Annotated in this window: 22 protein-coding genes and 1 rRNA gene; 11 read left to right on the top strand and 12 right to left on the bottom strand. The window is 29.2% G+C overall.

Translation table 11 applies throughout. The annotated features are described in order from the left end of the window. From H8891_RS12590 to dnaA, 12 genes are all read right to left on the bottom strand, one after another. Positions 1–402, bottom strand: a 16S ribosomal RNA gene (locus H8891_RS12590); the annotation flags it as partial. 211 nt (positions 403–613) lie between these two features. Next, positions 614–1,387, bottom strand: coding sequence for a SigB/SigF/SigG family RNA polymerase sigma factor (locus tag H8891_RS12585; RefSeq protein ID WP_147547684.1), 774 nt, complete (start codon positions 1,385–1,387; stop codon positions 614–616). Then, the gene (gene rsbW / locus H8891_RS12580) at positions 1,387–1,794 is read right to left on the bottom strand and encodes an anti-sigma B factor RsbW (RefSeq protein WP_276510629.1); all 408 of its coding nucleotides are present in this window, start codon (positions 1,792–1,794) and stop codon (positions 1,387–1,389) included. The genes H8891_RS12585 and rsbW overlap by 1 nt, the downstream gene beginning before the upstream one ends. Before the next feature lie 3 nt (positions 1,795–1,797). After that, entirely contained in the window at positions 1,798–2,109 is a 312-nt protein-coding gene (locus tag H8891_RS12575; protein ID WP_147547682.1) for an STAS domain-containing protein, read from the bottom strand. A 16-nt stretch (positions 2,110–2,125) separates the two neighbouring features. Further along, positions 2,126–2,383: a DUF948 domain-containing protein gene (locus H8891_RS12570; protein WP_147547680.1), complete on the bottom strand. Its 258-nt coding sequence runs from the start codon at positions 2,381–2,383 to the stop codon at positions 2,126–2,128. After that, on the bottom strand, positions 2,383–2,664 hold the full coding sequence (locus H8891_RS12565) for a YtxH domain-containing protein (protein WP_187006691.1): 282 nt from the start codon (positions 2,662–2,664) through the stop codon (positions 2,383–2,385). The genes H8891_RS12570 and H8891_RS12565 overlap by 1 nt, the downstream gene beginning before the upstream one ends. Before the next feature lie 73 nt (positions 2,665–2,737). Continuing rightward, complete coding sequence (gene gyrA / locus H8891_RS12560) at positions 2,738–5,161, bottom strand: DNA gyrase subunit A (RefSeq protein ID WP_187006690.1); 2,424 nt, start codon at positions 5,159–5,161, stop codon at positions 2,738–2,740. 18 nt (positions 5,162–5,179) lie between these two features. After that, on the bottom strand, positions 5,180–7,081 hold the full coding sequence (gene gyrB / locus H8891_RS12555) for a DNA topoisomerase (ATP-hydrolyzing) subunit B (protein WP_147547674.1): 1,902 nt from the start codon (positions 7,079–7,081) through the stop codon (positions 5,180–5,182). Continuing rightward, the gene (gene recF, locus H8891_RS12550) at positions 7,082–8,200 is read right to left on the bottom strand and encodes a DNA replication/repair protein RecF (protein ID WP_187006689.1); all 1,119 of its coding nucleotides are present in this window, start codon (positions 8,198–8,200) and stop codon (positions 7,082–7,084) included. A gap of 14 nt (positions 8,201–8,214) precedes the next feature. Then, entirely contained in the window at positions 8,215–8,421 is a 207-nt protein-coding gene (yaaA, locus tag H8891_RS12545) for a S4 domain-containing protein YaaA (protein WP_147547670.1), read from the bottom strand. Between the two features lie 128 nt (positions 8,422–8,549). After that, entirely contained in the window at positions 8,550–9,659 is a 1,110-nt protein-coding gene (gene dnaN, locus H8891_RS12540; RefSeq protein WP_187006688.1) for a DNA polymerase III subunit beta, read from the bottom strand. Between the two features lie 241 nt (positions 9,660–9,900). Next, positions 9,901–11,229: a chromosomal replication initiator protein DnaA gene (gene dnaA, locus H8891_RS12535; RefSeq protein ID WP_147547666.1), complete on the bottom strand. Its 1,329-nt coding sequence runs from the start codon at positions 11,227–11,229 to the stop codon at positions 9,901–9,903. Between the two features lie 572 nt (positions 11,230–11,801). Here dnaA and rpmH point away from each other — a divergent pair. The 11 genes from rpmH to H8891_RS12480 all read left to right on the top strand — a co-directional run bounded on the left by rpmH (position 11,802) and on the right by H8891_RS12480 (position 20,993). Then, positions 11,802–11,936: a 50S ribosomal protein L34 gene (rpmH, locus tag H8891_RS12530; RefSeq protein ID WP_021428024.1), complete on the top strand. Its 135-nt coding sequence runs from the start codon at positions 11,802–11,804 to the stop codon at positions 11,934–11,936. Between the two features lie 81 nt (positions 11,937–12,017). Further along, complete coding sequence (rnpA, locus tag H8891_RS12525) at positions 12,018–12,368, top strand: ribonuclease P protein component (RefSeq protein WP_147547664.1); 351 nt, start codon at positions 12,018–12,020, stop codon at positions 12,366–12,368. Positions 12,369–12,416: 48 nt separating this feature from the next. Then, positions 12,417–12,638 (top strand): membrane protein insertion efficiency factor YidD, encoded by a 222-nt coding sequence (gene yidD, locus H8891_RS12520; protein WP_330594235.1) that lies wholly within the window; start codon positions 12,417–12,419, stop codon positions 12,636–12,638. Positions 12,639–12,674: 36 nt separating this feature from the next. Beyond that, entirely contained in the window at positions 12,675–13,382 is a 708-nt protein-coding gene (locus H8891_RS12515) for a YidC/Oxa1 family membrane protein insertase (protein WP_147547660.1), read from the top strand. After that, positions 13,354–14,064 carry an RNA-binding cell elongation regulator Jag/EloR gene (gene jag, locus H8891_RS12510; RefSeq protein ID WP_187006687.1) on the top strand — a complete coding sequence of 237 codons (711 nt, stop codon included), beginning with the start codon at positions 13,354–13,356 and terminating at the stop codon, positions 14,062–14,064. The genes H8891_RS12515 and jag overlap by 29 nt, the downstream gene beginning before the upstream one ends. A gap of 231 nt (positions 14,065–14,295) precedes the next feature. Then, positions 14,296–15,675 carry a tRNA uridine-5-carboxymethylaminomethyl(34) synthesis GTPase MnmE gene (gene mnmE, locus H8891_RS12505; RefSeq protein ID WP_147547656.1) on the top strand — a complete coding sequence of 460 codons (1,380 nt, stop codon included), beginning with the start codon at positions 14,296–14,298 and terminating at the stop codon, positions 15,673–15,675. Positions 15,676–15,726: 51 nt separating this feature from the next. Beyond that, on the top strand, positions 15,727–17,622 hold the full coding sequence (gene mnmG, locus H8891_RS12500; RefSeq protein WP_187006686.1) for a tRNA uridine-5-carboxymethylaminomethyl(34) synthesis enzyme MnmG: 1,896 nt from the start codon (positions 15,727–15,729) through the stop codon (positions 17,620–17,622). Beyond that, positions 17,615–18,334, top strand: a complete 720-nt coding sequence (gene rsmG / locus H8891_RS12495) for a 16S rRNA (guanine(527)-N(7))-methyltransferase RsmG (protein WP_147547690.1) — start codon at positions 17,615–17,617, stop codon at positions 18,332–18,334. Before mnmG ends, rsmG begins: the two co-directional genes overlap by 8 nt. Positions 18,335–18,493: 159 nt before the next feature. Further along, positions 18,494–19,285, top strand: a complete 792-nt coding sequence (noc, locus tag H8891_RS12490) for a nucleoid occlusion protein (protein ID WP_147547652.1) — start codon at positions 18,494–18,496, stop codon at positions 19,283–19,285. 54 nt (positions 19,286–19,339) lie between these two features. Continuing rightward, positions 19,340–20,113, top strand: a complete 774-nt coding sequence (locus H8891_RS12485; RefSeq protein ID WP_187006685.1) for a ParA family protein — start codon at positions 19,340–19,342, stop codon at positions 20,111–20,113. 1 nt (position 20,114) lies between these two features. Continuing rightward, complete coding sequence (locus H8891_RS12480) at positions 20,115–20,993, top strand: ParB/RepB/Spo0J family partition protein (RefSeq protein WP_187006684.1); 879 nt, start codon at positions 20,115–20,117, stop codon at positions 20,991–20,993. Positions 20,994–21,007: the final 14 nt, after the last annotated feature.

Below are 21,007 nucleotides of genomic sequence, written 5' to 3'. Positions count from 1 at the left end.
TTCATCGCTCACGCGGCGTTGCTGCATCAGGCTTTCGCCCATTGTGCAATATTCCCCACTGCTGCCTCCCGTAGGAGTCTGGACCGTGTCTCAGTTCCAGTGTGGCCGATCACCCTCTCAGGTCGGCTACTGATCGTCGCCTTGGTAAGCCGTTACCTTACCAACTAGCTAATCAGACGCGGGTCCATCCTGTACCGCAAAAGCTTTGATATTTTTATCATGCAATAAAAATATATCATCTCGTATTAGCATACCTTTCGGTATGTTATCCGTGTGTACAGGGCAGGTTACCCACGCGTTACTCACCCGTCCGCCGCTCTTCTCCGAAGAGAATCGCTCGACTTGCATGTGTTAGGCACGCCGCCAGCGTTCATCCTGAGCCAGGATCAAACTCTCAAATATAATTTAAAAAGTTGTCCATCGCTCAGCTAATCATTATCTGAATATCTGGCTTGGTTGTTTGTTGTTTAATTCTTAAAAAAAGAATTTTTATAATTAACCTACTGTTTAATTTTCAAAGTTCATTTTGTTTTGCCCTTTTCTTAAGGACAAGTAATACTATACTACCTTTTAAACAGTAAGTCAACACTTTTTGTCAAATTTTTTTATTTTTTTACAAATTCTTTTCATATTCTTTTTTTAATTTTTCAATTATCTTTCTTTCTAGCCTAGATACAGTCATTTGAGATATCTCTAATTCCTTAGCTATAATTGACTGAGTCTTATCTAAAAAGAATCTATCTTTAAAGATTTTAACTTCTAGCTCGTTCAAAGTTTCTATAAATTTATTTATAAAATCCATATTTTCTATGTTTCCGAAACTAGTTTCTTCTTGCCCAATTTTATCTTTAAGTGTTATTTCTTTATCATCTGAATCATCATTACTAGATGTATCTAATGACATTGGTTGATATCCATAAGAAGCTTCTATTGCTTCTAAAACTTCTTCTTCGCTACATCCTAAGTAATTAGCTATATCTATAGCTTTTGGGCTCCTTTTATTTTTTTGTTCTAAAAATAATTTAGCCTCACTTATTTTTTTACTTAATTCTTGTATTCTTCTTGGTACTTTAACTGTCCATACTTTATCTCTAAAGTATTTTTTTATCTCACCTATTATTGTAGGCGTTGCAAAACTTGAGAACTCATAGCCTTTTTCAATATCATATCTATCTATTGCATATATTAATGCTAAAGATGCAACTTGATATATATCATCGAACTCTACACCCTTATTAATATATTTTTTAGATAGTATATTTGCTAAATACATATGTCTTTCTATAAGAATATTTCTTATTTCTACGTTTTTGTCTTTGCTATATATATTAAACAATTCTTTAGTTGTCATATCCATATAGCTTGTAGCATTAGCTACGTTCCTCATTAAATACCAACTCCTAAATATTTAGTCATTTTGATTGTTGTACCTTCATCAGTATTAGATACTGTATTGACTTCGTCCATTAGCGTTTTAATTATAAATAATCCCAATCCGCCTTCTTTTGGATTTTCTAAATCAGGCTCTTGTAATGACTCAACATCATATCCTGTACCTTTATCTTGTACTTCTATTGATAATCCATTTTCTAATATAGTAAATTGAACTAAAAATTTATCGTCTAAACTATGCTTTATAGCATTTGTACATGCTTCAGATACAGCCACTTTTATATCTTCTATATCGTCTAAAGAAAAGCCTACTTTGTTAGCTAATCCAGATACTGTTAACCTTATAATACTTACATATTCTGGATTGGCTGTAACTTCCATTTTTATAGTTTCTCGCTCCAAAACTTATCCCTCCACTTTAAATATTTTATCTAGTCCTGTTATCGTAAATATTTTTTTTACATTTTTTCTAGCGTTTACTATATATATATCCTTTTCATTTACTTTTAATCTTTTAAGTACACCAATAAGAGCTCCTAGCCCTGTAGAGTCTATGTATTCTAAATTTGTAAAATCAATCTTTAAATCCACTGGTTTCTCTTCTATTAACCCATTCAGATGTTCTTTGACTTTATCAGCTCCAGCTACATCTAACTCTCCATCTATTCCTACATTCCAAAAATTACTATCTAATCTTGATTCAATATTTACAGACATAACTATACCTCCTTATTTACCTTCTGAAAAATTTAAATACTTTTGTCATATTAGTTATTCCGCTAGCTAAACCTACTATATCCTCTGTGCTTTTTGTAATAGCTGCAACATTTTCTATAGTTTCGTGGATGTATCTTTCATTATAATCGACTATTTTGTATGTTTTTTCAACAACTTTAGTTGCACTATTTATTAATTTAGCTAAATATATTGCAATTATTAATGCTGATACACCAAATAAAATAGCTCCTATTTGCCATCCCACTGCATCCATTATATATTATCTCCCTCATCTTCAAAAGTCTTACTTATTATTATTTCATCTTCAACTATGTTTACATCGTTAATATCACAGTCTTCTACGATGTTAGAAATTTTATTTTTTACAGTTTCTATAGTCCCATCTAAGACTTCTCTTGGATTCTCTTTTATCTCATCCATTTTTTCTTTAGCTTCTTTTCTTAACTCAGATCCCTTTTTAGGCGCTAAAAATAATCCTAGTAAAAATCCAACTATCGACCCAAATAAAAAATATTTGCCTTTATTTTTGCTCATAAATCTTGTCTCCTTTCGTATTTATATATTTATTATATCCATAATTATGCAAAAAGAATAGGGTTTGTACACCCTATTCTTCCATCTCTATCTTAGCAATTGATACTACATTTACTTCATCATCAGTCTTCATAAGCTTAACACCACTTGTTACTCTTCCAAATAAAGATATTTCATTTACTCTTAATCTTATTAATACACCATCAGAATTTATTATCATCATCTCATCGTCTTCATTTACCATCTGAGCTCCAACAATATATCCTGTTTTATCTGCTATATTATAAGTTTTTATACCTTTACCCGCTCTTATTTGAGCTCTATATTCCTCAATTGATGTTCTCTTACCAAATCCATTTTCACTAACAACTAATAAATCTGTTCCTTCACTACAAAGGTTCATAGCTACGACTTTATCATCTTTATTTAGAGTTATTCCTTTAACTCCCATAGCTGTTCTACCCATATGTCTTATATCATTTTCATCAAATCTTATAGACATACCATCTTTTGTAACTAATATAACATCTTCACTTCCGTCAGTTACTCTAACATCAATTAATTCATCATCTTCTCTTAATCCAATTGCTATTAATCCTGATTTGTTTATATTTTTAAATTCTTCACGTTTAGTTTTCTTAACTATTCCATTTTTAGTTGCTAATAATAAGTATTGAGCATCGCTAGTGTCATCAATAGAAATCATAGTTGCAATCTTTTCATCGCTATTTAATTGTAATAAGTTAACTATAGCAGAACCTTTAGCTTGTCTCTTAGCTTCTGGTATTTCATATGCATTTAATCTATATACTCTACCTTTATTCGTGAAGAATAATAATCTACTATGAGTTTGAGTAGTTATTAATTCTTTTATAAAGTCCTCTTCTCTAGTAGTAAGTGCTGATATACCTCTTCCACCTCTATTTTGACTCTTATAAGTATCTATAGGCATTCTCTTTATATATCCAAAGTGAGTAAGAGTTACGGCTACTTCTTCATTTTCTATAAGGTCTCTCATATCTATTTCGCCTTCAGCATGTCTTATCTCAGTTCTTCTTTCATCAGCATAATTTTCTTTTATTATTGATAATTCTTGTTTTATAACATTTAAAAGTAATCTTTCATCACTTAATATTTCTCTTAATCTATTTATTTTCTTAAGAAGCTCTTCATACTCAGCTTCTATCTTGTCTCTTTCTAAACCTGTAAGTCTTTGTAATCTCATATCTAAGATAGCTTGAGCTTGTACTTCTGAAAGATTAAATCTATTCATTAATCCTTCTTTAGCTTCTTGAGTAGTTTTAGATCCTCTTATAAGCTTTATAACTTCATCTAAGTTATCTAGCGCGATTCTTAATCCTTCTAATATATGAGCTCTTGCTTCAGCTTTATTTAAGTCGAACTTAGTTCTTCTTGTAACTACATCCTTTTGATGTTGTACATAGTGATATAAAACTTGCTTTAAGTTTAATACTTTAGGTTCACCATTAACTAAAGCTAGCATTATTATACTAAATGTATCTTCCATTTGAGAGTGTTTGTAAAGCTTATTTAATACTATATTTGCATTAGCATCTCTCTTAAGCTCTATAACTATTCTCATACCATTTCTGTTACTCTCATCTCTTAAATCTGAAATTCCTTCAAGTTTTTTATCCTTAACTAATTCAGCTATTTTTTCAACTAACTTAGCTTTATTTACTTGATATGGTATTTCAGTTACAACTATTTGTTGCTTACCTTTAGCTAGTTCTTCTATGTATGCTCTAGCTCTAACCTTAACTTTTCCTCTTCCTGTTCTATAAGCTTCAGAAATATTTTCTTTACCCATTATTATCCCAGAAGTAGGGAAGTCCGGTCCTTGTATAAATTGTATTAAATCTTCAACGCTACATTCTTCATTGTCTATAAGATGTATTGTTGCATCTATTACCTCTCCTAGGTTATGAGGTGGTATAGATGTTGCCATACCAACAGCTATACCGTTAGATCCATTTACTAAAAGGTTTGGAAATCTAGATGGTAATACTGATGGCTCCTTTAAAGATTCATCAAAGTTTGGTATAAAATCTATAGTCTCTTTATCTATATCTCTTAATAACTCAAGAGCTAACTTACTCATTCTAGCTTCAGTATAACGCATTGCAGCTGGTGAGTCACCATCTATAGAACCAAAGTTCCCATGTCCATCTACTAAAAGTCCTCTAGTAGAGAAATCTTGTGCCATTCTTACCATTGCTAAATAAACTGCACTATCTCCATGTGGATGGTATTTCCCTAGAACGTCCCCAACAATACGTGCAGACTTTCTATATGGTTTATCTGGTGTTAAATTTAACTCGCTCATTGAATATAATATTCTTCTATGAACTGGTTTAAGTCCATCTCTTACATCGGGAAGGGCACGTCCAGCTATAACACTCATCGCATAATCAATATACGAATTTTTCATCTCCTTACCTATTTCAATAGGGAGTATTCTATTATTTTCTTCCATTGATATTCATCCCCTCTCTTATATATCTAAGTTTCTAACGAATCTTGCATTTTCTTCTATAAACTCTTTTCTTGGAGCTACTTTATCACCCATAAGCATTGAGAATATTTCATCTGCCATAGAAGCATCTTCTATAGATACTTGTAATAAAGTTCTAGTTTCAGGATTCATAGTTGTTTCCCAAAGCTGTTCTGCGTTCATTTCTCCAAGACCTTTGTATCTTTGAAGTTCTATTCCAGTTCTTCCAAGTTGCTCAAGTAAAACATTTAATTCTTTATCTGAATATACATAGTATTCTTTCTTTTGTTTTTTAACTTTGTATAGAGGTGGTTGTGCTATGTAAACATATCCGTTCTCTATAAGAGGTCTCATATATCTAAAGAAGAATGTAAGAAGTAATGTTCTTATGTGCGCACCATCAACATCGGCATCGGTCATTATTACAATTTTATGATATCTAACTTTTTCTAAATCAAAGTCTTCACCTACACTACATCCAAATGCAGTTATCATATTTCTTATTTCTTCTGAAGATAATATTTTATCTAGTCTAGATTTTTCAACATTAAGTATTTTACCTCTTAGTGGTAATATAGCTTGTATATGTCTATCTCTACCTTGCTTAGCAGAACCTCCGGCAGAATCCCCTTCGACTAAGAATATTTCACTTTTCTCAGGATCTTTTTCAGCACAGTCAGCTAATTTCCCTGGTAAAGATGTGCTTTCTAGTACACTTTTTCTTCTAGTTAATTCTCTTGCTTTTTTAGCTGCTTCTCTTGCTCTTTGAGCTCTTAAAGCTTTATCAACTATAATTCTAGCTGTTGTAGGATTTTCTTCTAAGAATGCTCCTATTTCTTCAACAGTTACGCTATCTACTACTCCTCTTACTGCTGTATTTCCTAATTTAGTCTTAGTTTGACCTTCAAATTGAGGTTCTGGAAGCTTAACAGATATAACAGCTGTAAGACCTTCTCTTATATCTTCACCTAAAAGGTTTGAATCTTTTTCTTTTAATATTCCATTTTTTCTAGCGTAGTCATTAACTACTTTAGTCATAGCAGTTTTAAATCCACTTAAATGAGTCCCACCTTCGTGAGTATTTATATTATTTGCAAAAGAATATATGTTCTCTGTATAACCATCAGTATACTGTAAAGCTACTTCAACCATGTAATCTTTTACTTTTTTCTCTATATAAACTATATCAGGATGAATTCCAGTTTTAGTTTTATTTAAGTGTTTAACAAACTCTATTAAACCACCTTCATAGTGGAATTCTTTTTTCTTTTCTCTTCCTTCTCTTTTGTCTTCTAAAACTATCTTAACACCTTTATTTAAAAATGCTAATTCTCTTAATCTATGCTCTAATGTTTCATACTTATACTCAACTTCATCAAATATAGTCGCATCTGGTTTAAACTGTATTATAGTTCCTGTTACATTAGTTTCTCCCACAACTTTTATTTCTGAAGTTGAAACACCTTTTTCATATCTTTGTCTGTAAACTTTTCCATCCTTATGAACTTCTGCAACTAACCATTCTGATAATGCATTAACTACAGAAACCCCAACTCCGTGAAGACCACCAGAAACCTTATAGCCTCCACCACCGAATTTACCTCCGGCATGTAATACTGTTAAAACTGTCTCTAATGTAGACTTTCCAGTCTTTGGATGAACTTCAACTGGTATACCTCTACCATTATCTTTTACTAATATGCTTCCATCTTCATTTATAGAAACATATATATCTGAACAAAATCCAGCTAGAGCTTCGTCTATACTGTTGTCCACGATTTCATAAACTAAATGATGTAAACCTCTAGGTCCTGTTGACCCTATGTACATACCAGGTCTTTTTCTTACAGGTTCTAATCCTTCTAATACCTGTATCTGACTTGCACCGTATTCTTGTTTCATCTAGTTCCCTCCATTCTCTATACTAATTACATTTCCTTTTTCAATATTGAAAATAGTAGTATTCTCAGTATTAAATATCTTTTTATGAGAAGCTTCTGCTGTTGTTATAAACATCTGAACTTTGTCTAAATTGTCTACTAGCAACTTTTGCCTAGTTTCATCTAATTCACTAAAAATATCATCTAATAATAAAATTGGATACTCTCCAACCTCATTGTTTATTAACTCTATTTCTGAAAGTTTCAATGAAATAGAAGCTGTTCTCTGCTGTCCTTGTGATCCATAAAGTCTAACATCTAAATCATTTATACAAATTAATAAATCGTCTTTATGAATTCCATATCTAGTAGTTCTAGTATCTATATCATGTTGACGTCCTTCTTTAAGCTTTTTTATAAATTTTTCATATACTGTATCTACAGTATCTTCTTCGGTAAGATTTATTTGATTTTTGTACTTTATTGTTAACTCTTCTAATTCATTGGTAAGCTTTTTATGCATTTTACTTGATATAGATGCTATTTTTTTTATAAAATCTCGTCTTAGAATATATATATAACTACCATATCTAGCTAAGCTTTCATCATAAACTGCTACTAAGTCCATGTCTACATAGCTACTTTTTAATAGTTTATTTCTTTGAAATAATATTTTGTTATAATTGGTAAGATAATTATAGTATTTAGGAGTAATTTGACTTATCTCCTTATCAATAAACACTCTTCTTTCCTTAGGACCTTCTTTTACAAGTCTTAAATCCTCAGGTGAAAATATAACTACGTTTAAATTTCCTAATAATTCATATATCTTTTCTATATTTATTTTGTTTATTTTTATACCTTTTTTGTTATTTTTACCAATTCCTATTTCTATTAGACTCTTTCTATCATGTTTTGTAAAGTTACCACCTATATATAAGTTTTCACTTTCAAATTTAATCAGTTCTTTGTCTTTATTTGTTCTAAAAGATTTTCCAAATGATAGTAAGTATATAGCCTCTACAATATTCGTTTTACCTTGTCCGTTTTTGCCTATAAGTAAATTTATTTTGGGATTAAACTCTAAATATAGAGCCTCATAATTTCTAAAGTTAATTAAATTTAAGCCATTTAAATACACAAAGGGCACCCCTTTTATAGTATCTTTATTTTATTTCCTTCTACTTCTACAATATCATTTGATCTTAATTTCTTACCTCTTCTAGTTTCTATTTCTCCGTTAACCTTTACTAGACCTTCTTGAATTAAGAACTTTGCATGCCCACCTGTAGATGCTATATCTACTAGCTTCAAGAACTGATCTAATTTTATAAATTCAGAATCTATAGTTATTTCAATCATTACTTTTGCCTCCTTTCATTATATCAAATATATATTAAAAAATTTCTTATACTCTTAATTGTTAACATATACTTAAAAATATATTATATCATAAAAACCCAACTTTTTCAGTTGGGTTTAATTTTAATTTATATATTAGAAGATATTCTTACTGGAAGTAATAAATAAGTATATTTTGTTCCATCTGTTGGCTTTATGATGCAAGGATTTACATTTGTTGTAAATTCTATAAATATTTCTTCACTGTCTATTACCTTAAGTGCATCTAAGAAATATCTAGAGTTAAAAGCTATATCTAAATAATCACCTTCTAGCTCTATAGATACTTCTTCATAAACATTACCTCTTTCTGTATTAGAAGTTATAGCCATTGAATTATCTCTTATTGATAATTTTATTAAGTTATTCTTTTCTGATTGTGAAAGTAATGACGCTCTTTCTATACTGTTTAGTAATTCTTTAGTATTTACCTTAGCTCTAACTCCATATTCTCTAGGAAGAAGTTTTTTATAATCTATAAATTCTCCTTCTAATAATCTAGTTATTATTTTTGTTTCATTGATTATAAAAATAGCATTTTTCTCATCAAATCCTATTTTTATAGAATTGTCTTCTGATGAAAGTAATCCATTTACATCATGAAGTGTTTTTCCAGGAATTATAACTTTTATATTATCCATCATATTGTTTATTTCACTTGATCTTACAGCTAGTCTATAACCATCAATGGCAACTAAACTTATATTTCCATCAACTATTTCTAGTAATTCACCCATTAATATAGGTTTTGTCTGATCTTGAGAAATTGCAAAAACAGTTTGTTTTATCATATTTTTTAGTAAATCTTGAGGTATATCGTATAACTCATTTTTATGTACATCTGGTAATCTTGGATATTCCTCTGCTGAATCACCTTTTATTTTAAATCTTGAGTTTAAACAGTTTATATACACATTATTATCTGAATCTGTCTCTATTTCAACAAAAGTATCAGGTAATTTTCTTATAATATCCCCAAAAAGTCTAGAATTAATTACTATTTCTCCTTCTTCTATGACTTCTGCTTGTGCATAAGTATCTATTCCAATTTCTAAATCATACCCTGTTAGGTTAACAGTATTACCTTGAGCTGTTAATAAGATCCCCTTTAAAAGCTCAAGAGTTGTTTTTCCATTAATTGCTTTTTGAACAATTCCTATTTTATGTGCAAGTACTTTTTGATTACAAATTATCTTCATTGTGGATAACCTCCTTAAGTGATTATGTACAAAAATAAATTAAAAAAATTAGTAGTAATAATAGTAGGTGATGTTGATAATGTGGATAAGTATCTCAATCAAAATAAATACAAAGATATCAACATGTGTAAAAAATGTTAATATCTTTGTGTTTTTTTGTAGGATAATCTGTATATATTTATTACAAAAAAATATGTACACATTTAATTAAGATGATATCCACATATGTATTGTTTATAATTTACCCTTTTAAATCTAATATAATTTTATTTACCTTTTCTTTAAAATCTTCATTGTTTTCTATATCTTTAGTTATCTTATCATGGGCATGAATAACAGTTGTATGATCTCTTCCACCAAATTCTTCTCCTATTTTAGGTAAAGATAAGTCCGTAAGTTCACGAGATAAATACATTGCTACTTGTCTTGGATAAGAAATTGATCTTGTTCTTTTTTTAGAATTAAAGTCTTCCATTTTAACTGAGAAAACAGAAGATACTTTTTCTTTTATTCTATTTACAGTTATTTCTTCATGTTTAGAAGTTGTTATTATATCTTTTAGAGCCTCAGATGCTAATTCAAAAGATATAGTTCTATTAGTAAGTGAGCTATATGCAACAACTCGTGTAAGAGCACCTTCTAGTTCTCTTATATTTGATTTTATATTTTTTGCTATGTAAACTGTAACTTCATTAGGAACATCTATATTTTCCATTTGAGCTTTTTTTCTAAGTATAGCCATTCTAGTTTCAAAATCAGGAGCTTGAATATCAGTTATAAGTCCCATCTCAAATCTTGAGCGAAGTCTATCTTCTAAAGTAGGTATTTCTTTAGGAGGTCTATCGCTAGAAATAATTATTTGCTTATTAGCTTCATGTAATGAATTGAATGTATGGAAAAACTCTTCTTGAGTTCTTTCTTTTCCTGCTATAAATTGAATGTCATCTATTAAAAGAACGTCTACATTTCTATATTTATTTCTAAATTCTTCATTTCTATCATCTTTAATAGAGTTTATAAGTTCATTTGTAAACTTTTCAGATGATACATAAACTACTTTTGGGTCTTTTTTTTGCTCCATTATATGATGCCCTATTGCATGCATAAGATGTGTTTTTCCAAGTCCAACTCCACCATATAAAAATAATGGATTATAAGCTCTGGCTGGAGCTTCTGCTACAGCTACGCAAGCAGCATGTGCAAAACGGTTACTATTTCCTATAACAAATGTGTCAAAAGTATATTTAGGATTTAGATTAGGATAGTTCTTTTTAGATTTATTATCTTCTTCTATATTGTGGTCTTTATCTAAACCTTTAACTTCATTTTCACTTAGGACAAATTGAATATTATATTTTTTTAAAGAAAGCTGATTTACAGAACTTTCTATTAAGTTTAGATATCTATCTTCTAATATTCCTTTTGTGAAGTCATTTGGAACTAATAGTATTAAAGTATTTGATTGTATTTGTAATGGCTTAATTTGTTTGAAAAAGGCATTAAAACTAGGAGGTGATAATTCACCTTTTATAAGTTGTAATGTCTTATCCCATAAAGAAACTATATCCATAATTTAAAACCTCCGAACAAAGTAATTAACATTTTCCACAAAGTTATTAACAAAATTTATAATTTATTTAAAAATTCATTTTTATGCAAAAAAAATATGGATAAATATGTGGATAATCTGTAAAAAATAAAAAAGACCTAATAATTTATAGAAAATATAAACAATATGTATATAAAGTTATAAATAATATCAATAATAATAAAAATATAGGTTATAACAAAAGTATTATCTTTTACATTGAAAGTTATGCACATTTTTATCCACAACTTGTGAATAAATTTAATATGTTAATAATTTTTATGAACATTATCAACAAGTATATTTATAATATCAGAATATATGCCAAACTTCAATGATTTATATACAATTTATCCACAAAATTAACCGTTTGTTGATAAAAAAGTCAACAAAATCAACTTAGTCGAAATCTTCAAAAAGGTTGCTAAAACTACGTCAAAAATACGTTGACAATCAGCTTAAAAGGATTTATAATTGTACGTGTTATGCTTACTTTGAGGGTAAAGTTATTATTTTTATAAACGGAAAAACAATCTTGAAAGGCGGTGCAAAAAATGAAAAGAACTTATCAGCCAAAGAAAAGACAAAGAAAGAAAGAGCATGGATTTAGAAAGAGAATGAAAACTTCTAATGGAAAAAATGTTCTAAAAAGAAGAAGAGCTAAAGGAAGAAAGAGATTAACTCATTAATTTTTTAAAAAAGGCTGCTGAAAAGTAGCCTTTTTGTGTAAAAAATTATAAATTTAAAGCTGTGTTTTAGGAGGATTTAGTATGGATTTCAAGAATACTAAAGGTATAAAAAAAGACTCTGATTTTAGAAAAGTATACAAACACGGCAAATCTTTTGCAAATAAATACTTAGTAATGTATATATTGGATAATAAATCAGACTTTAATAGAGTAGGATTTTCTGTTTCTAAAAAGGTAGGTAAAGCCAATATTAGAAATAAAGTAAAAAGAAGAATACGAGAAAGTTTTAGGTTAAATTGTGATCAAAATATAAAAAATGGATATGATCTAGTATTTATAGCTAGAATATCTAGTAAAGATGCTGAGTATAGTGATATAGAGAAGTCGGTTAAGAGTTTAGTAAAAAAGGCTAAGCTTAATAATGAGGGTTAGAAGATATGGGGGATTAAATTGAATCAATTATATAACTTACTAAAGAATATAAATGGTTATGCAACAAAAATTTGTATATATATAGTAAGGTTTTATCAAAAATACATATCTCCTTTAAAAGGACCTACGTGTAGGTTTTATCCTACTTGCTCTCAGTATGCAATAGAAGCTTTAAAAAAATATGGGGCACTAAAAGGGTCTTATTTAGCTATAAGAAGGATATTAAAGTGTCACCCTTTCCATCCTGGAGGATATGATCCTCTAAAATAAATTTAAGTGAAAAAGACACTTTGGGAGGTACTAAAATTGAATTTAATTAGTAACTTATTAGGACAAGTTCTTAAATTTATACTAGAATTTGCCACTAACTATGGTTTAGCAATAGTATTATTTACTGTGTTTGTAAAAATACTATTATTACCACTAACAATAAAGCAAACAAAATCTATGAAGGCGATGCAAGATATACAGCCAAAGATAAAAGAAATACAAGAAAAGTATAAGAGTAAACCAGAAAAACAAAATCAAGAGATAATGAAAGTATATCAAGAAGCTAAAATAAATCCAATGGCAGGATGTTTACCATTATTAATACAATTTCCTATATTAATAGGTCTTTATAATGTATTAAGAAATCCAGTAAAATATGGAGTTTTCACAAGCCTTGCTGCACAAAAAGCTGCAGATACAGGATTTTTATGGATGAATTCTTTATCATCACCAGATAAGACTTTAATAATAGCTATTTTAGCTGGTGCAACAACATTTATAACTCAAAAGTTAACTATGCCAAGTGATCAACAACAAGGATCTATGAAGTTTATGACATACTTTATGTCATTTATGATGTTCTGGTGGGGAATAAGTTTCCCAGCTGGTCTTGCACTATACTGGACTGTAAGTAATTTATTCCAGTTAGCTCAATACTACTTAATAATGAATCCATTAAAAGCTAAGCTTGCTAATTCTGGGGAGGGTGTAGTAGATGAAACAAAGCCTAGAAATAAAAAGTAAAAATATTGATGATGCAATATCAAAAGCTTTAGGACAGTTTAGCGTAAGTAGAGAAGACATTGAAGTAGAAGTTATTAAAGAACCAACTAAAGGATTCCTAGGATTAATAGGAAGTAAAGATGGTATATATAAAATAACTGTTAAGCAAAAAGAAGAAGTTACAAAAGAATTAGATATTAATAAAGTAGAAATAAATACTGATATTAAGATTGAAACAAAACAAGATTTAACAGATATCGATGTAGCTAAAGGTTTTATATCAAATATAATGAATAACCTAAATATAGATGCAGATGTAGATGTTAGACAAGAGAAAAACGTTATAAAAGTTAACATAACAGGAAAAGATGCAGCTTGCTTAATTGGAAGAAGAGGAGAAACTCTAGATTCTATACAATTTTTAGCAGGACTAGCATTAAATAAAGCAAATAAAGATTCACATTGTAAAATTCTTGTTGATATAGAAAACTATAGATCAAAGAGAGAAGATTCTTTAATAAGATATGCAAATAAGGTAGCTAGAGAAGTAGCTAAAACTAGAAAAACTAAGAAGCTAGATTATATGAATCCATATGAGAGAAGAATAATTCACTCAACACTTCAAAATGATAAGTTTGTAAAAACTTATAGTGAAGGTGTAGATCCATATAGAAGGCTTGTAATAGAGTATAAAAAGCAATAATAAAAACAAACCTCCTAATATATAGGGGGTTTTATTTTTGAAAAATATTATATATAATAGTTAGATTGAGGAAATAATTTAAAATATACAAGAATGATTAGAATACATGGTATTATATTAAGTGGAGTTTATATAAAATTTTAGTTATGTATTATTACAAAATAAACTTTAAAATGATAAAATAATACCTTAAGGTTTATGAATAAAATATAGGATAAAGAGGTGATAGGTTTGTTTATAGACGATACTATAGCTGCAATAGCAACAGCTCCTGGTGAAGGTGGAATCGGAATAATAAGAATAAGTGGAGAAAAGTCACTTCAAGTAGCAAATTGCATATTTAAGTCGATGTCAGGAAAAAAAATAGAAGATTATAATAAAAGAACTTTAATATACGGGCATATATTAGATGGAGAAAAAATAATAGATGAAGTTTTAGTAGCTTATATGAAAGGCCCAAACTCATATACAGCTGAGGATGTAATAGAAATAAACTGTCACGGTGGATTTATTTCTGTTAAAAAAATATTGGAATTAGTTCTATCTAAAGATGTTAGATTAGCAGAACAAGGTGAGTTTACTAAGAGAGCATTCTTAAATGGAAGAATAGATTTAGCTCAAGCTGAAGCAATAATTGATGTTATAAATGCCAAAACAGATATGGCACATACAGTAGCTCAATCACAATTAGAAGGGTCTTTATCTAAAAAAATCAAGGATTTAAGACATAATATAACAGAGATGTTAGCTCACATAACTGTTTCTATAGATTTTCCAGATGAGGATGTTGAGCATATAACTTACAATACGTTAAAAGAAAAATCACTAGAATTACAAAAAGAAATAAATAGATTATACGATACTGCTGAAAGTGGTAAAATTCTTAGAGATGGTTTAAAAACTGTAATAGTTGGTAAGCCGAATGTTGGTAAATCATCATTACTAAATGCTGTATTAGGAGAAAATAGAGCTATCGTAACAGATATACCAGGTACAACTAGAGATGTAATAGAAGAATTTGTAAATATAAAAGGTATACCTTTAAAAATAGTTGATACAGCTGGAATAAGAGAAACAGAAGATGTTGTTGAAAAAATTGGTGTTGAAAAATCAAGAGAATTCTTTAATTCAGCAGATTTATCAATAGTAGTTTTAGACTCTTCAAGAAAACTAGAATCAGAAGATATAGAAATTTTAGAAGCTGTTCAACCTAATAAAACTATAGTTTTATTAAATAAAACTGATCTAGATCAAGTTATAGATATAGAAAAAGTAAAAGAATATATAGACGAGGAAAATATTATAACTATATCAGCATTACAACATGAGGGTATAGAAAAAATACATGACAAAATAGAGGATATGGTATTTGCTGGATCAATTAAAAATTCATCAGATTTAGTAGTAACAAACTCTAGACATAAAGATGCACTTTATAAAGCAAAGCAATCTATAGCTGATGCTATAATGGCTATTGAATCATATATGCCACTAGATTTTATTGAAGTGGATTTTAAAAATATATGGGATTATCTAGGATATATAAATGGAGATACGGTAACAGAGGATTTATTAGATACAATATTTAGTAACTTCTGTATAGGAAAATAATCATATAATGTTTTTCGTGAAACATTAGTGTTTATCATGAAAGGAGAACATATGTTAAATTTTGATGCAGGAAATTATGACGTAATAGTAGTTGGAGCAGGACATGCAGGATGTGAAGCTGCATTAGCTACAGCAAGAATGGGACATAAAACATTAATTATAACACTTTCTTTAGATTCTATAGCACTATTACCATGCAATCCTTCTATAGGAGGAACTGGTAAAGGTCAATTAGTTAAGGAAATAGATGCCCTAGGTGGACAAATGGGTATAAATATAGACAAAACATTTATACAAAGTAGAATGTTAAATACAGCAAAAGGACCTGCTGTACATTCTCTTAGAGCTCAAGCAGATAAAGGTAGATATCATGAAGAAATGAAAAAAACTTTAGAAGATGAGCCAAATTTAGATATAGCGATGGATGAAGTTGTAGATATATTAAGTGAGGGAAATGTTGTTAAGGGTGTTATAACAAAATTAGGATGTATATATCATGCTAAAGCTGTAATATTAGCAACAGGAGTATACCTAAACTCTAAAATATATATGGGAGAAGTTTCATTTAATGAAGGGCCTAATGCACTTGGATACAGTAAATATTTAACTGATAAACTTGTTGATTTAGGCTTAAGAATGAGAAGGTTTAAAACAGGAACTCCTGCTAGAATACACAGAGATAGTATAGATTTCTCTGTTATGGAAATTCAAGAAGGAGATAAACGTGTGACTCCGTTCTCATTTTTAAATGATGAACTATCTAGAAAACAAGAACCATGTTATTTAACAAGAACAAACATAAATACTCATGAAATAATAAAAGAAAACTTAGGTAGATCACCTATGTATGCAGGACAAATAGATAGTACAGGAGCTAGATATTGTCCGTCTATTGAGGATAAGATAGTAAGATTCAGTGATAAAGATTCTCATCAAATATTTATTGAACCAGAAGGTGAAAGTACTAAAGAAATGTATATTCAAGGTATATCAACAAGTTTACCTTATGAAGTACAAATTCAAATGTATAAGAGTGTAAAAGGTCTTGAAAATGCAAAAATCATGAGACCAGCTTATGCTATAGAGTATGATTGTATAGATCCAACACAATTAAAAATAACTCTAGAAATAAAAGGTGTGGAAAACTTATTTAGTGCAGGACAATTTAACGGAACTTCTGGGTATGAAGAAGCTGCATCACAAGGGTTAATTGCAGGAATAAATGCAGCATTAAAAATACAAGGCAAAGAACCATTTGTATTAGATAGATCTGAAGCATATATAGGAGTTTTATTAGATGACTTAGTTACAAAAGGAACTAATGAACCATATAGAATGATGACATCTAGATGTGAATATAGATTATATTTAAGACAAGATAATTCAGATATGAGACTTACTCAAAGAGGATATGATATAGGTCTTGTAAGTGAGGATAGATATAATAAATACCTAGAGAAAAAAGAATTAATAGAAAAAGAACTTGAGAGATTAAAAACTGAAAGAATTACTCCTAAAGATATAAATCATTTACTAGAAGAAAAAGGAGCTTCTCCAATAAAAGTTGGATACTCTTTATATGAATTCTTAAAAAGACCTGAGGTTGATTATGAAATGATAGAAGCTGCAGGTAAAGGTGCTGGAGAAGATGTTCCATACGCTATAAAAGAGCAATGTGTAATTATGACTAAGTATGAAGGTTATATAGAGAAACAATTAAAGCAAATAGATCAGTTTAAAAAACTAGAAAATAAAAAGTTAAGTGAAGACTTAAATTACTCATCTATAGATGGATTAAGAATAGAGGCTAGACAAAAACTAGATGCAATAAAACCTATATCAATAGGACAAGCATCTCGTATATCTGGGGTATCACCAGCTGATATATCAGTTTTACTTATCTATCTTGAACAACAAAGAAGAGGTAGAGGTGAAAGAAATGAATAATGCTGAAATACTAAAAAGTGGTATAGAGGAATTAGGAATTAGCTGCAAAGATGATACTATAGAAAAGTTTAGAATATATAGAGAAATATTAGTTGATTGGAACCAAAAGATGAATTTAACTGGAATAGAGGATGAAAAAGAAGTGTATATAAAGCACTTCTTAGACTCTGTTGCAGCAGTTAAAAATGGATATATAAAAGATGGAATGTCTATAATTGATGTTGGTACTGGAGCAGGATTTCCAGGGTTACCACTAAGAATTTGCTTAGAAAATACTAAAGTTACACTTTTAGACTCTTTAAATAAAAGAATAAACTTTTTAGATGAAGTATGTAAAAATATAAAAGTTGATAATGTAGAATTAATACATGGAAGAGCAGAAGACTTTGGTAAGGATGAAAATTATAGAGAGCAATATGACATAGCTACAGCTAGAGCAGTTGCTGGATTACCTATTTTAATGGAATTTTGTGTGCCTTTTATAAAAGTAGGTGGATATTTTGTATGTTTAAAAGGTCCAAATGCAGATACAGAATTAGAAGAATCTAAGAAAGCTATGGAAGTACTAGGATTAGAATTTGTAGAAAAAATAGATGTTAAACTTCCTGATACAGATTTAAATCATAACATAGTTGTTTTCAAAAAAGTAAATAGTACGCCAGCAAAATATCCAAGAAAAGCTGGAAAACCAGTAAAAAGCCCAATAAAGTAGAATAGAAATGCATTATTTCCAAAGAAATATTTTAAAATATATAGTAAAAAAAATATTTTAGAAGGAATATGTAAGTAAATGCAGAAATATTATACACATAAGTAACTGAGGTAATTTCGTGTTTTAAATATATTTAGTTTTGGATGAGAGAGGGATGTTATGGAAGATAAAAGAGTTATGGAGATACCTATAAATAATATAGTTCCAAATCCATACCAACCAAGAAGAGTATTTTCACAATCGGCATTAGAAGAATTAAGTGAATCTATAAAGGTATATGGTATTTTACAGCCTATAACTGTTAGGAGTAAAAGTAACGATGAATATGAACTAGTAGCAGGAGAAAGAAGACTTAGAGCATCTAAGTTGGCTGGACTAGAAACTATTCCTGCTATAATAAATAATATGTCTGATGAATCTTCAGCTGTATTAGCACTATTAGAGAACTTACAAAGAGAAGATTTAAATTTTATAGAAGAAGCTATGGGATATGAAAATTTAATAAAGGAACATTGCTTCACGCAACAACAACTTGCACAAAAACTAGGGAAAAATCAATCTACAATAGCTAATAAAATTAGAATACTAAGATTACCAACAGATATAAAAATAAAGTTAGTAGAAAATAGCTTAACAGAAAGACATGCTAGAGCTTTATTAAAGTTACCAGATGAAGAAATAATGAGAGAAGTTTTAGATAAGGTAATAAAATCAGACTTAAATGTTAAGAAAACAGAAAAGCTAATAGCAGATATACTAGAAGATCTTAAACAACCTAAAGGTAGTGAAGATAAAAAGCAAACTGTCAAAGGAATAATGGGAATGAGGATTTACCTAAACACTATAAAACAAGCTTATGAGGCTATAACTAATACAGGGTTAGAAGCTAAGTATAAAGAAGTTGATAAAGGTGACCATATTGAGGTTGTTGTAAAGATTCCTAAAAAATAAAAGATTACTGCTTAGCAGTAATCTTTTTTTAAAAGGTTAAAGGGGGTAAGACTTATGGGAAAGGTAATAGCAGTTTTTAATCAAAAAGGTGGAGTTGGAAAAACAACTACAAATGTTAATTTAAGTGCTAGTGTAGCTAAAATGGGAAAAAGAGTTTTAGTATTAGATTTAGACCCACAAGGAAATTCTACTAGTGGATATGGAGTAGAAAAAAATGAAGTTGAAAACACGATTTATGAAGTATTAATAAATAATGATAGTATTGAAGAAGCAATAATTAAAACTGAATTTGAAAATATAGATATAGTTGCATCAGCAACAGAATTAGCTGGAGCAGAAATAGAGTTTACAGGTATAGAAGAAAGAGAATATATATTAAAAAAGGCAATAGATAAGGTAAGAGATAATTATGATTACATATTTATAGATTGCCCACCATCTTTAGGAATGCTAACTATAAACTGTTTAACTGCCGTAGATAGTGTTTTAATACCTATACAATGTGAGTATTATGCATTAGAAGGAGTAAGTCAGCTAATGGAAACTATATCGCTTATAAAAAGAAGTCTAAATCCTAATTTAGAAATACAAGGTGTAGTTTTAAGTATGTTTGATGGAAGGGCAAACCTGTCTATTCAAGTAGTGGAAGAAGTTAAAAAATATTTTAAAGGAAGTGTATACACTACTTTAATACCTAGAAATGTAAGACTTGCTGAAGCTCCAAGTCATGGTAAGCCAGCCATTTATTATGATGCTAGATGTAAAGGGGCAATAGCATACTTAGAATTAGCAGAAGAATTTATAGATTTAGAAGAGGATGTGATATAGAATGGAAAAAACGACAAGACGTTCAAATAGATTAGGAAAAGGCCTGGGAGCATTAATTCCTAATATAAAAGAAGAGCTAGATTCAAAAGATATTGTTAATATAGATATAAATAAAATTTATGCAAATCCAGATCAACCAAGAAAGGTTTTTGATGGAGAAAAGATAGAAGTTTTATCAAGTTCTATTAAAAATTATGGAGTACTTCAACCAATAGTTGTAAAGCCAGATGATTTTGGAAAGTATATGATAATAGCTGGAGAAAGAAGATACAGAGCATCTAAAAAAGCTAACTTAAAAGAAATGCCAGCAGTCATAAAAGATATACCTATGAAAGATTTAATGGAAATTGCATTAATAGAAAACTTACAAAGAGAAGATTTAAATGCTATAGAAGAAGCTTTAGCTTATAAAAGTTTAATAGACCATTATAATGTTACTCAAGAAGAAATATCTGAAGCTGTAGGCAAAAGTAGACCGCACATAACAAATACATTAAGACTTTTAAATTTAAGTAAAAAAGTAATGGCAATGGTTGAAGATAATAGAATTACACCAGGACATGGTAAAGCATTACTTAGAATACCAGATCATAATATACAATTACAAATAGCTAATAGAATAATGGAAGAAGAATTATCTGTAAGAGAAACTGAAAAATTAGCTAAAAAAATCTTAGAAAATGAAAACATAGTTACTGAGAAAAAGATAAAACAAAAAGATATTTATATAGTAGATGTAGAAGAAAGATTAACTAATATATTTGGAACGAAAGTAAATATATCAAAAGGGAAGAAAAAAGGAAAGATAGAAATAGAGTATTATAATGACGAAGACCTAGATAGTATAGTATCATTATTATTAGAAGGACAAGAAGCATAAGAGAGGGGACTTAA

The sequence above is a fragment of the Paeniclostridium hominis genome (assembly GCF_014306135.1).
In the GTDB taxonomy this organism is placed as follows: Bacteria; Bacillota; Clostridia; order Peptostreptococcales; family Peptostreptococcaceae; genus Paraclostridium; species Paraclostridium hominis.
This window is presented reverse-complemented; position numbering and strand designations above follow the sequence as displayed.

Bases quoted from the DNA above. Each gene is read 5' to 3' on its own strand.
- H8891_RS12585 (WP_147547684.1), bottom strand. From the start codon at position 1,387: ATGAGGAACGTAGCTAATGCTACAAGCTATATGGATATGACAACTAAA.
- H8891_RS12575 (WP_147547682.1), bottom strand. From the start codon at position 2,109: ATGTCTGTAAATATTGAATCAAGATTAGATAGTAATTTTTGGAATGTA.
- H8891_RS12570 (WP_147547680.1), bottom strand. From the start codon at position 2,383: ATGGATGCAGTGGGATGGCAAATAGGAGCTATTTTATTTGGTGTATCA.
- H8891_RS12565 (WP_187006691.1), bottom strand. From the start codon at position 2,664: ATGAGCAAAAATAAAGGCAAATATTTTTTATTTGGGTCGATAGTTGGA.
- gyrA (WP_187006690.1), bottom strand. From the start codon at position 5,161: ATGGAAGAAAATAATAGAATACTCCCTATTGAAATAGGTAAGGAGATG.
- gyrB (WP_147547674.1), bottom strand. From the start codon at position 7,081: ATGAAACAAGAATACGGTGCAAGTCAGATACAGGTATTAGAAGGATTA.
- yaaA (WP_147547670.1), bottom strand. From the start codon at position 8,421: ATGATTGAAATAACTATAGATTCTGAATTTATAAAATTAGATCAGTTC.
- dnaN (WP_187006688.1), bottom strand. From the start codon at position 9,659: ATGAAGATAATTTGTAATCAAAAAGTACTTGCACATAAAATAGGAATT.
- dnaA (WP_147547666.1), bottom strand. From the start codon at position 11,229: ATGGATATAGTTTCTTTATGGGATAAGACATTACAACTTATAAAAGGT.
- rpmH (WP_021428024.1), top strand. From the start codon at position 11,802: ATGAAAAGAACTTATCAGCCAAAGAAAAGACAAAGAAAGAAAGAGCAT.
- rnpA (WP_147547664.1), top strand. From the start codon at position 12,018: ATGGATTTCAAGAATACTAAAGGTATAAAAAAAGACTCTGATTTTAGA.
- jag (WP_187006687.1), top strand. From the start codon at position 13,354: ATGAAACAAAGCCTAGAAATAAAAAGTAAAAATATTGATGATGCAATA.
- mnmG (WP_187006686.1), top strand. From the start codon at position 15,727: ATGTTAAATTTTGATGCAGGAAATTATGACGTAATAGTAGTTGGAGCA.
- rsmG (WP_147547690.1), top strand. From the start codon at position 17,615: ATGAATAATGCTGAAATACTAAAAAGTGGTATAGAGGAATTAGGAATT.
- noc (WP_147547652.1), top strand. From the start codon at position 18,494: ATGGAAGATAAAAGAGTTATGGAGATACCTATAAATAATATAGTTCCA.
- H8891_RS12485 (WP_187006685.1), top strand. From the start codon at position 19,340: ATGGGAAAGGTAATAGCAGTTTTTAATCAAAAAGGTGGAGTTGGAAAA.
- H8891_RS12480 (WP_187006684.1), top strand. From the start codon at position 20,115: ATGGAAAAAACGACAAGACGTTCAAATAGATTAGGAAAAGGCCTGGGA.